Origin of the sequence: uncultured Psychromonas sp. (assembly GCF_947489755.1) — a bacterium.
GTDB lineage: Bacteria > Pseudomonadota > Gammaproteobacteria > Enterobacterales > Psychromonadaceae > Psychromonas.
In genome coordinates, this window is record NZ_CANLFB010000005.1 from 134,630 (window position 1) to 146,869 (window position 12,240).

General features: G+C 37.4%; 10 protein-coding genes. 2 read left to right on the forward strand and 8 right to left on the reverse strand.

Annotated elements, in window-relative coordinates:
- Positions 1–42: 42 nt before the first annotated feature.
- Together Q0794_RS04535 and Q0794_RS04540 are read left to right on the forward strand one after the other, a co-directional pair.
- Positions 43–1,236, forward strand: a complete 1,194-nt coding sequence (locus Q0794_RS04535; protein WP_298940510.1) for an NnrS family protein — start codon at positions 43–45, stop codon at positions 1,234–1,236.
- Positions 1,237–1,613: 377 nt separating this feature from the next.
- Positions 1,614–2,507, forward strand: a complete 894-nt coding sequence (locus Q0794_RS04540) for a GGDEF domain-containing protein (protein ID WP_298940512.1) — start codon at positions 1,614–1,616, stop codon at positions 2,505–2,507.
- On the opposite strand, the gene tilS is transcribed toward Q0794_RS04540, so the two are convergent.
- The 8 genes from tilS to Q0794_RS04580 all read right to left on the reverse strand — a co-directional run bounded on the left by tilS (position 2,487) and on the right by Q0794_RS04580 (position 12,171).
- Complete coding sequence (gene tilS / locus Q0794_RS04545; protein ID WP_298940513.1) at positions 2,487–3,908, reverse strand: tRNA lysidine(34) synthetase TilS; 1,422 nt, start codon at positions 3,906–3,908, stop codon at positions 2,487–2,489. The genes Q0794_RS04540 and tilS overlap by 21 nt on opposite strands.
- 7 nt (positions 3,909–3,915) lie before the next feature.
- Complete coding sequence (gene dnaE, locus Q0794_RS04550; protein ID WP_298940515.1) at positions 3,916–7,458, reverse strand: DNA polymerase III subunit alpha; 3,543 nt, start codon at positions 7,456–7,458, stop codon at positions 3,916–3,918.
- 6 nt (positions 7,459–7,464) lie between these two features.
- Positions 7,465–8,076: a ribonuclease HII gene (gene rnhB / locus Q0794_RS04555; RefSeq protein WP_298940517.1), complete on the reverse strand. Its 612-nt coding sequence runs from the start codon at positions 8,074–8,076 to the stop codon at positions 7,465–7,467.
- 42 nt (positions 8,077–8,118) lie between these two features.
- Entirely contained in the window at positions 8,119–9,258 is a 1,140-nt protein-coding gene (lpxB, locus tag Q0794_RS04560) for a lipid-A-disaccharide synthase (protein WP_298940519.1), read from the reverse strand.
- A gap of 120 nt (positions 9,259–9,378) precedes the next feature.
- Positions 9,379–10,167 carry an acyl-ACP--UDP-N-acetylglucosamine O-acyltransferase gene (gene lpxA / locus Q0794_RS04565; protein ID WP_298940521.1) on the reverse strand — a complete coding sequence of 263 codons (789 nt, stop codon included), beginning with the start codon at positions 10,165–10,167 and terminating at the stop codon, positions 9,379–9,381.
- Positions 10,167–10,619, reverse strand: a complete 453-nt coding sequence (gene fabZ, locus Q0794_RS04570) for a 3-hydroxyacyl-ACP dehydratase FabZ (protein ID WP_298940523.1) — start codon at positions 10,617–10,619, stop codon at positions 10,167–10,169. The genes lpxA and fabZ overlap by 1 nt, the downstream gene beginning before the upstream one ends.
- Before the next feature lie 11 nt (positions 10,620–10,630).
- The gene (lpxD, locus tag Q0794_RS04575; protein ID WP_298940525.1) at positions 10,631–11,653 is read right to left on the reverse strand and encodes a UDP-3-O-(3-hydroxymyristoyl)glucosamine N-acyltransferase; all 1,023 of its coding nucleotides are present in this window, start codon (positions 11,651–11,653) and stop codon (positions 10,631–10,633) included.
- An 8-nt stretch (positions 11,654–11,661) separates the two neighbouring features.
- Positions 11,662–12,171 (reverse strand): OmpH family outer membrane protein, encoded by a 510-nt coding sequence (locus Q0794_RS04580; RefSeq protein ID WP_298940527.1) that lies wholly within the window; start codon positions 12,169–12,171, stop codon positions 11,662–11,664.
- Positions 12,172–12,240: the final 69 nt, after the last annotated feature.

A 12,240-nucleotide genomic window follows, 5' to 3' on the forward strand; every position in this document is an offset into this window, starting at 1 on the left:
ACTCTAAGCGATATAAGTCAGTTCAGTAAGGTAGAGAATAACATGATCCACATAAGCGACAATGCTAAAGAGCAACAATTAATACCTGTATTTAGATTAGGCTTTAGACCTTTTTTCTTAGCCGGCACGATTTTTAGCGTCATTAGTGCGTTAGTATGGGTTGCATTACTGACTGGAAAAACCACTTTACCTTCACAAATGTCCCCTAGTTTTTGGCACGCTCATGAGATGTTATTTGGCTTTACTGGTGCAATCATACTTGGTTTCTTATTAACAGCAGTGCAAAACTGGACAGGCTCCTCAGGCTTAAAAGGGAAAAAATTAGCACTACTATTTACCATCTGGCTGCTTTCTCGTTTAGCATTATTTATCCTGCCACCCTCATTATTTTGGATTACCTTTTTATTAGAAGTAAGTTGGATGCCACTCGCTGCTATTGCTTTAGCAAAATCAGTCATTTCAGCAAAACAATGGAAGAACTTATTTTTTGTTCCTCTCCTTATTACCATGAGCACATTGAATGCAATTAGTTTATTAGCAGTACATTCCTATCAATATATAACATCACAACAAGCCATATGGAGTATGTTCTTTCTCGTCTTATTTATTATTGCAGTGATGGGTGGTCGCGTTATTCCCTTTTTTACAGCAAAAGGAACTAACGCTGAAAAACCTGTTGTTATATTAGGCTTAGAATATTTATGCCTTGCCCCATTATTGTTACTTGCCATTATTATTTGGTTTCCATCGTTATCCGCGTTCTCTGTACCATTAACATTGTTATGTGGGCTTGCTCATTTAATAAGGCTATTACGTTGGAAGCCATTAACAACGCTCCCTGTCCCTTTGTTATGGTCATTGCATCTAAGCTACTTTCTACTTGCTTTAGGCTTGATTTTTTATCCATTAGGAATATTACTGCCTGGATTAGATAGTACGAGTATGATTCACATATCGGCTATCGGTGGCATTGGAGGGGTGATATTAGCAATGATAAGTCGTGTTTCTTTAGGTCATACTGGCCGTCCATTAAATCCATCTAAGTGGATGAACATCGCCTTTATTGCAACAGCCCTATCAGCATTATCGCGTGGATTTTTACCCTACTTATTACCTGATTTACCTTTAATGGCGTATGCAATTAGTGCGCTTTTTTGGTGTAGTGCATTTGTACTGTTTATTATTTTTTATGCAAAAATGTTATTTTCAGCTCGCCTTGATAAACGTCCAGGTTAAGTTAGTTAACTTCAATACTATTTTAAAGTATTTATCTTTTATTCGATAATTTCCTCCACTTTTAAACACAATGAAGCATTGTTATTCATTGTGTTTAAAAGGAAAGGTAGCACCTCTCGATTTAATGCCGAGCATTAAACTAACAGCAACATAAAAACCAAACGTAACACCTCACCTTTATTAATAAATAAATTACAAAACCCACTTCAAGCAACTGATTTAAAAGTAAACATAAAAAAACAAACCAAAAAATTCTTTTTAGATCAGGTCGAAATGACCTTTTTGATGCCTGAATTGGCACGAATATAGCTTAACCATAGATAGATATTAACAAATGCCAAATTACTGTCATTAACGCTATTAATAAAGGAAATAATATGGAAACTATCCATAATAATAAACACAGTACCTTAGGGTATCGTACCCCAGTATTCACTGTATTTTCTAATGAACCTTTACTAAGCGTTAAAGATAAACTGATAACACTAGAAACATTACAACAAAGTTTAGATTTAAAAGAGATGATGGACAATTTTGCCACCCTAGTGGCAACATTTAGCCGCCCTTTAAATATCCGTTTTCAATCTGCTTTTGGTTTTTTTAGTTTGCCTAAATCCCAACAAAATAATTTCACTAAAAACTTTAATTTAGGATCTTCAGGACAGTCACCAAGACTGGGGACGATGACATATCAAAGTGAAACCCCCTTTACAGTCCAAGAGGATAAATTATTAACCGAATTGCACACGTTGTTATTACCAAATTTAAAGCATGCTTTAAAATTTTCTGAATTAAGTGCGATGGTCTACAAGGATCATTTAACTAATATAGGCAATCGAGCGTACTACGAAGAAACTATCTTCCATGCTATCGAACAGAGCAACCGTGCTAATTTAGGTTTGTCATTGATGGTATTAGATATTAATCATTTTAAGGCAATCAACGATACTTATGGGCATTTAAAAGGCGATCAAGTTTTAAACAGCTTTGCACAAGTATTAACAAAAAGTATTCGAACATCAGATATTGTATTTCGTTTAGGCGGTGATGAATTTGTTATTATCTTGCAGCCATCAGCACCTTGCTCAATTGATAAGGTTCACCAACGTATTAAAGAAGAAATAGACAATAATCCGAGCTTAAAAGAAATTAACTTTTCAACAAGCATTGGATATAGCCATTGGGAAATAGGGACTAGTGCAACGCAGTTATTTGAGTTAGCGGATCAAAACCTTTATGAAAATAAAGCCTTAGCGAGAATACAACGATAAGTCCATGACAGGAATATTTGATACATTAGAGGCATTAGGTTGGCAGCGCCATAAACCAACAGCCTCAGTTAATTGATTATCTACTAAGATAAACACAACGTGATCTCGTAACCATGGCGGTACTTGATATTCATGCAACAACTTTTTAATGCTTCTTGCTTTATTACGCCCTTCTGGCAAACACGTTAACTTTGCATCAAGGTGTTGACGTAAACAACACTGTACATGATGTTGTTTAGCCACAGCAGGATCTACCTTAGAGAAATCGACCCCTAATCGTTCTTCGTCTAACCATAAAAAAGACTCACCTAGCCAAGTTACAGGTGCTTCAAGTGTTTTTATCGATTGCATAGGTACAATATAAAGTGCCTCTTGATAACGACAAATCGTATTAGATACTAACTGTAACTTGGGTTGTTTATCGACGTCAGCAAGCGCAACTTCCTCCCATAATATAGTCAATTGCTTACTACTTGGGTATTGTAATCCGTTAGACTTAAGCCAAAAGCGAATAATGTTATTACGTCTTACGCTACTAAATGCAGCAAGCGAAGCAATATCCAGTGTTTGACAAGATAGACGCTTAACCAAACATTGACCTAAATCTTGCTGCGCAACTTCATTTAATAACGTTTGCTGCTCTTGGCATAATTGTGCGGTTCTAGAAGCGGATTGAGCCATTGCAGGCCAACGCTGGATTAATAGAGGTGATATTTGATGACGAATAAAATTACGATCAAAATCTATATCTTGATTGCTCTCATCTTCAATCCACTGCAATTGGTGAAACTCTGCATAATCGACTAATGCTTGACGAGAAAAGATTAATAATGGCCTAACTAAGTGCCCATTAAAAAAAGACTGGGTGCTTCTAATCCCTTGCAATCCGGTACTACCTGAACCTCTTTTTAATGCTAATAATAAGGTTTCAAGTTGATCGTCTTGATGATGCCCTGTCAAAATAACGTCGTTTTTTAACATGTTATCTTTAAAGCATTGGTAACGAGCATCCCGCGCAAGCGCCTCTAAACTACTTCTTGATTTATTTTCTATTTTGACTGTCGAGCTTATAAAGGGAACATTTAATTTTTGGCAAAGCTCAGCGCAAAATAATCCCCAATGTTCTGCATTATCACTCAATCCATGATTAACATTATGCGCTAACACGCTATAAGCAGGATGATGTTTTTTAAAATTTGCGAGTAAATGTAATAGCACAACTGAATCAACGCCACCACTCAGAGCAACGATCAGTCTTGGTGTTTCATTTACTGCCTTTTCTGGTAATCGTTTTTCAGGTAAGGAAGCTGGAGAGTGATCCAACACAGAAGCATTTTCAGGCAAGTTACCTAATAACATATTCAAATGTTGATTAAATTTAGCCTCCATCTTATTGTGCATTTTTCATTTAACCTTGATCAAAATGTAAGGCTACGTTTTCTTCACCTAATAAACGCCCAAGTTCAAATAATAGGTCGTCACTAGGTGTAATAGACCACTCAATACCAAGTTCAATTTCTGTCTGTGCTTGATGGTTTTGATAATTAATAAACACAGGGCATAAACCACCCGAAGCAGGTGTTAAGATACTTTTTAAACGAGCTTCAAATTCTGGCATTGATCGATGTTGTAATATATTTGATGAAATATTCAAACGTAATTTACTGGCAAACCGCTCCCTTGCTTGATCGATACTCATGACTTCACGCGCATTCATCTTCAAACCGCCATTGAAATAATCTTCACTGACTTGACCTTGCAATACCACGATATTATCAGTAAATAACAAGGCTTCATGTTGGTCTAATAAATCAGCAAAAACAGTCACATCCATACGCGCGCTTTTATCGTCTAGGGTCAAAATACCCATACGCTTGCCAGCTTTTGTGACCATCATTCGCATCGCTAAAACCAAACCACACACTCGACTATTCTGGCCACGTCCATTAACGGCTAGATTCACTAACTTAAGACAATTAATAGCACGCAAATGAGGCTCATACTGGTTAATAGGGTGTCCTGTCAAATATAAGCCAAGCGTATCTTTTTCGCCTTTCAACCATTGTTTTTCAGGCCACTTTTCAACGACTGAAAACTTGTTCTCAATTTCATCGTCATCAGTTGTTAATACACCAAACAAATCAGATTGGCCTGATGACTCTGCTTTTTTATACTGAGAAGCGGCTGTTAACGCATCACTTAAATTCGCCATTAATGCAGCTCGATGTGGCCCTAAGTTATCTAATGCACCTGCCAGAATCAGCTTTTCAATAATACGCTTACCACAACGTTTCAAATCAACACGAGTACAAAAATCGAATAAGTCTTTAAATTTCCCACCTTCGGTTCTCGCTTCGATAATGGCATCAATGGGTCCTTCACCGACTCCTTTAATAGCGCCAATACCGTAAATGATACGTAAATCTTTATCGACATTAAATTTAAATAAACCTTCATTCACGTCAGGTGGACAGAGCGTTAATCCCATGTTCTGACATTCATCGACTAAGATAACAACTTTATCAGTGTTATCCATATCTGCAGACATAACCGCAGCCATGAAGTAAGATGGATAAAATGTTTTCATCCAGAGAGTTTGGTAAGACACTAATGCATAGGCAGCAGAGTGAGATTTGTTAAATCCGTAACCGGCAAATTTTTCTACTAAATCAAATATTTTCATGGCGAGCTCGCCATCAATACCATTCTCAATCGCACCTGATTCAAAAGTAGCACGTTGCTTCGCCATTTCTTCTGGTTTTTTCTTACCCATCGCACGACGCAACATATCGGCACCACCCAGTGTGTAACCAGATAATACCTGTGCAATCTGCATAACTTGTTCTTGGTATAAAATAATACCGTAAGTGGGTGAGAGAATTTCTTTTAGTGACTCATGCTGCCATTTCTCATCTGGATACGATACGACCTCACGACCATGCTTACGTTCGATGAAGTTATCTACCATGCCTGATTGAAGAGGGCCTGGACGGAACAAGGCTACTAATGCGATCATATCTTCAAAACAGTCAGGCTGTAGGCGGCGAATAAGATCCTTCATACCGCGCGACTCTAACTGGAAAACAGCCGTTGTTTCATAACGCTTTAGCAGTTCAAAACAAGCCGGTTCAGTAAGATCTATTTTTTCAATATAAATAGGCTCTTCACCACGTTCATGTTTGTGTGCATTAGCCATATCTAATGCCCACTGAACGATGGTCAATGTTCTTAACCCTAAGAAGTCGAACTTCACTAAACCAGCAGTTTCAACATCATTTTTATCAAATTGTGTTACAGGGTTATTACCTTCATCGTCACAATACAATGGGGCGAAATCAGTGATCGTTGTCGGTGAAATAACCACACCACCGGCATGTTTACCGGCATTACGAATAGTCCCTTCAAGAGTACGACACATATCGATTAATGCACGGACATCTTCACTGCCATCATAACGCTCTTGTAAACGAGGCTCTTCTTCAAATGCTTTTGTTAAGGTCATGCCCGGTGTCGGTGGAACTAATTTTGAAATCCCATCAACAAAACCATAAGCGTGCCCTAATACACGGCCAACATCACGAATAACCGCTTTCGCGGCCATCGTACCAAAGGTAATGATTTGAGATACGGCATCTCGTCCATAAAGTTCTGCTACGTGGTCGATTACCTCATCACGTCTATCCATACAAAAGTCGATATCAAAATCGGGCATAGAAACACGTTCAGGGTTTAAGAATCGTTCAAAAAGTAATTCAAACTCTAGTGGATCCAAATCCGTAATTTTTAATGCATAAGCAACCAGAGACCCAGCACCTGAACCACGGCCAGGCCCAACGGGAATATTGTTATCTTTACTCCATTGAATAAATTCCATTACGATCAAGAAATAGCCCGGAAAGCCCATTTTATTGATTACGCCTAATTCAATTTCTAAACGCTCATCATAGGGTTTTCTAATTGCAGGAAACTCTGGACTGTCTTTATCGAACAGGAATTCTAGACGTGCTTCTAACCCTTCACGAGACGCCTTACAGAAAAACTCATCCATCGGCATGCCGTTGGTTGGAAAATCAGGCAAGAAGTACTCACCTAAGCGCAAAGTCACATTACAACGCTTGGCTATTTCAACACTGTTTTGTAGCGCTTCAGGGATATCAGAAAAGAGTTCACACATCTCTTCTTCACTACGTAAGTATTGTTCTGGACTATAATCTTTAGGACGCTTTTCATCTCCAAGCGCATAGCCTTGATTGATGCACACGCGAATATCATGTGCATCAAATAAAGACTCATCAGCAAAGATAACTTCATTAGTCGCAACAACAGGCAGCCCTTGCTCAGCAGCTAAATCAATGGCTAGATGTAAATAATTTTCTTCATTAACTCGGTTGGTACGAATTAATTCCAAATAATATCGATCTGGAAAATGTGTTTTATAAAAAGTAGTTATTTCTGCAACGGCAGCTTGATTGCCTTTTAGTAACATTTTACCGAGATCACCATCTTTGGCCCCCGATAATATGATAACGCCTTTTTGATGTTCTATTAACCAAGACTGTTCTATTACCGCTCGTCCCTTAACATGCCCGCGCAAATAGGCTTTAGAAATAAGCTCAGTAACATTTTTATAACCTTCAGCATTCATTGCTAATGCGGTTAATCGGAATTGTTGATCGCCTAGCAGATCACTTTTAACCCAAAAGTCAGCGCCAATAATAGGCTTAATACCTGCACCATGAGCCGCACTATAAAATTTGACTAAACCACAAAAATTAGTTTGATCGGTTATCGCAAGCGCAGGCATATTTAATGCCGCAGTCTTTGCAATAAGCGGTTTAACTTTAGTTAAACCATCAACCATTGAGAAATCACTATGCACACGTAAATGTACAAATTTAGGTGAACGTTCTGATGCACTCATCATAGATACTTCATTGCTCATTTCTGGCATAACACTCTACTTTGAAGTTAAAGCTAGAATAGCTTTAACTGGTTTAAAACTTTGTCGATATCCAGCAATCACACCATGCGCTTCTATTGCCTCAAAATGTGCTTTTGTTGGATAACCTTTATGCTTCGCAAAACCATATTGAGGATAAAGCTTATCTAGTTCAACCATTTCACGGTCACGTGTTACTTTAGCAATAATAGAAGCGGCACTTATTTCAGCGACGCGTAAATCACCTTTAACAATCGCTTCACTTGGCATTGCTAAAGCTGGACAACGATTTCCATCAATAAATACAAAGTCAGGCGTAACTGAAAGACCTTCTACTGCTCTTTGCATTGCTAACATAGTGGCATGCAGAATATTTAACTGATCGATTTCTGATGGAGAAGCTCGTCCGATACTAACCGCTAATGCATTTTCATTAATAGCATCAAATAATAGTGCTAACTTTTTTTCACTTAATTTTTTTGAATCCGTTAAACCCGAAATCGGTTTATTAGGATCTAGAATAACAGCAGCTGTAACAACATCGCCTACTAATGGGCCACGCCCTACTTCATCAACTCCAGCAATATATTGTAAGTCAGGATAAATAACGTCGGGAAAATCTACTTTCATTTCTGGCGGTCTCAATGTTTAGGGCAAATATTTATTAAAAAATTAACGATTTAATAGCTTAATCACAGCATTAGCAGCTTGTGTATCTGCATCACAGCGAATTAGTTGATGTAATTCAGTAAAAGTATCAATCATTTTCTGTGCATCATGATCAATTAAACGTTGTAGCTCTTCTACAATGTTATCAACCGTACAGTCATGTTGATTCAATTCTTTTACCACTTCCCTATCTGCGATTAAATTAGGTAATGACGTATATTTAATATTAGATAATGATTTAGCAATTAAATACGTAATAGGTTTTACCTTATAAGCCACAACCATTGGCGCCTTAGCCAACATAGCTTCTAACGCAGCCGTTCCAGAAGCTAACAAAACCATATCGGCTGATTGTAAAATAGCACTAGATTGACCATCAAATAAAGTAATGGGCAACGAGGGTGAAAACTCGTCTATTTGTGCTTGAAACTGTACTTTACGACGATCATTAACCATTGGTACTATAAATCGATAATCAGTGTATTTTTGATGAATAATATCGGCGGCTTGTAAAAAGATCGGGCCGAGCATTTCTACTTCAGCTTTACGGCTACCAGGTAAAATAGCTAATACCTTATCGCCCTGTGGGATATTAAGTTGCTCACGAGCACCTGATTTATCACGAATTAAAGGCAATTGATCAGCAAGTGTATGGCCGATGAATTGACATGGCACATCAAACTTATCATAGAACGCTTTTTCAAAAGGTAAAAAAGCTAATACTAAATCAGTGGCTTTAGCTATTTTATGAATACGCCATTGCTTCCAAGCCCAAACAGAAGGGCTTACGTAATGAATGGTTTTAATACCTTGTTGTTTTAATTTAAGTTCTACCGTTAAATTAAAATCAGGCGCATCAATACCAATAAAAATATCAGGTGGATTATTAATGAAGTGTTGCGTAATTGATTTTCGAATCCGTAAAATACTGCGCAATTTACCTAATACTTCAACAAAGCCCATCACTGATAAAGCTTCGAGAGGATGCAATGCAGAACAACCTTGAGCGATCATTCGAGGGCCAGCTATTCCTTCAAAAATAGCATCAGGATATTGCTTTTTAAGTGCTTTAATTAAACCTTCACCCAGAATATCACCGGATGTTTCACCTGCTATTAATCCAATACGTAATGGTTTAGTCATTATTTTCTTCTTTTGTATAAGTAACGCAACAGCGTATTCATTTGTATATATTAAAATAAAAATCAGGTAAAAAAAAAGGCTCAAAAGAGCCTAGTTTTTAAGACGCTATCAACATATATTTTAACGAACAATACCGCGATTTTCATCTGAAATAAAATCTAACAATATTTTTAATTCAGGGCAATCGGCCACATTTTCTGCAATTTCAGCTTTTGCTTCAGCTAAAGTATTACCGTTACGGCATAATGACTTATAAGCACGTTTGATTTCCATAATCGTCGCACTACTAAATCCATGACGTTTCAAGCCAACAGAGTTGATCCCTTGAGCCTGAACGTAATTACCTGACGCCATAAAGTAAGGTGGAATATCTTTATTAACAGCAGAACAACCACCAATCATCGCATATTCACCGACACGCGTGAATTGATGTAATGCTGTTAACCCACCAATAATAACATTATTAGCCAGTTTACTGTGCCCCGCTAACGTTGCATTATTTGATAAGATAATGTTATTGCCAAGTATGCAATCATGAGCAACATGTACATAAGCCATTAACAAACAATTGTTACCAATTTTAGTCAGGCTTTCATCTTGAGCAGTACCACGATGAATCGTACAACTTTCACGAAATACATTGTTATCGCCAATTTCAAGGTAAGTCGTTTCACCATTATATTTTAAATCTTGGCAATCCTCGCCCACAGAAGCAAATTGGTAAATTTTATTGCCTTTACCCATTTTAGTGGTGCCTTTAACGACAACATGTGGGCCAATCCAGCAATCATCACCAATTTCAACATTATCGCCGATGATGCTATAAGGACCGACCTCTACGTTCTTACCAATAATCGCATTTTCATGGATTATCGCAGTTGGATGAATTTTTGCTGTTGAATCAATCATTAAATCTCTCTTCTTGCGCACATAATCATTGCTTGGCAGACTATGTCACCGTCAACTTTTGCAACACATTCAAACTTACCCATACCGCGGCGTTCTTTAAGATAAATAACTTCTAAATCTAGTTTATCACCAGGTACAACAGGCTTTCTAAAACGTACTTTATCAATAGATGCTAAAAAGTATAATTCATTTTCAGCAGGTTTGCCGTAAGTAGCAAAAGCGAGTACACCTGTTGCCTGTGCTAAAGCTTCTATAATCATTACACCAGGGAAAACAGGCGTGCCCGGAAAATGTCCTGTGAACTGAGGTTCATTAAAAGAGACATTTTTGTAACCAGATAATGTTTCACCAGGTACATAATCAACTACACGATCGATTAATAAAAATGGGTAACGATGCGGTAGAAGATCCATGATCTCCTTAATATCAAGACTATTTAATTCGTTAGACACGATTGATTTCCTTAGTTTTTATCTTCAATTTGTTTCTCAAGTGATTTAACTCGCTTGAATAACTCTTCAATTTTTAATGTATAAGCAGTTGTTTTACGCCACGCTTTATTTTCTTGAGCTGGGACACCTGAAGAGTAAACCCCTGCTTTTTTAATACTACGCATCACCATACTGTCACCAGTAACGATTACATTATCAACGACACTAATATGACCATTCATTGCCACACTGCCACCAACAATACAATTTTTACCGATGGTTGTACTACCTGCGATATTACTGCCACCTGCAATCGCAGTATGATCACCAATTTGTACGTTATGTGCAATTTGACATTGGTTATCAATTTTAACACCATTACCAATGATCGTATCTGATAATGCGCCTCTATCGATTGTGGTACTTGATCCAATCTCAACATTATCGCCGATAATCACTTTACCAATTTGTGGGATTTTAACCCAAGTTCCTTGATATGGTGCATTACCGAAGCCATCAGAGCCAATGACAGTATTGGCATGGATAATAACACCGTTACCAATTTGACTATTATGATAAATAGAAACATTAGGATAAATTTTACAAGCTTTACCTAAAGCTGTCCCTTGTGCGATCACAGTATTAGCAAAGATTTGGCTGTTATCGCCAACCTTAACATTTTCTCCAATTACTACATTTTCAGCAATCGCAACATTTTCACCAATGATCGCAGATTCATGTATTTGAGCCGAATCGGCAATCATGACCGAAAGGTTTGGTGTGGTATCAAATAAACGCGCTAACATTGCATAACCCACATAAGGGTTATCCATAAATAAAGCATTACCTTGATATGACTCTTTCGCTGCAGTCGGTAATACAATCGCGCTTGCTTGACACTCACTTAAACGTGCCAGTAATTTTTTATCGGAAACAAAAGTAATGTCGCCTTGTTTAGCACTATCGAAAGTAGCTAAACGGAGTATCTCTAACTCTCCGTCACCACCTAATTGAGCTGATAACTGAGTTGCTAAACTTGCTAATGAATAAGCCATAATTAAACCTATTTAGTACTGATTTCTTGAATAACTTTGTCTGAGATATCTAAACCTGGTTTTGAAAATACAATTTGCTCACCATTTAAAATAAGATCATATTGTCCTTCTTGAGCAATAGTATTAATAACATCACGAACCACTGCTAATGACTTTTGTTGCTCTTCACTTTGACGACGACGTTGGTCTTCTTCAAATGCCTTACGGCTTAATTTGTACTCAGATACTTTAACTTCAATTTGGCGTTGTAACCCAGTTACTTCACTTTTACCTAATAACTCGCCATCTTTTTTAATTTTAGTTTGTAGTTTTTTTATTTCTTTTTCTAAAGATTGAAGTTTTTCATAGCGTCCTTTGAATTCAGACTCTAGCTTTTTAATGATACGTTCACGTTGAGGAGACTCTTGCATCACTTTTGATGGGAATACCACACCAATTTTCTGTACGTCAGCAGCATTAGCCGCAGAAATTGTACCCATTGCAGTTGCTAATGTAATAACTTTAAAAAAGGTCTTCATGTTGTAACTCCGTATTAATAAAATTGTTATTTAAATAGATAAAAAGAAGTGTGCCAGAAAGCACACTAT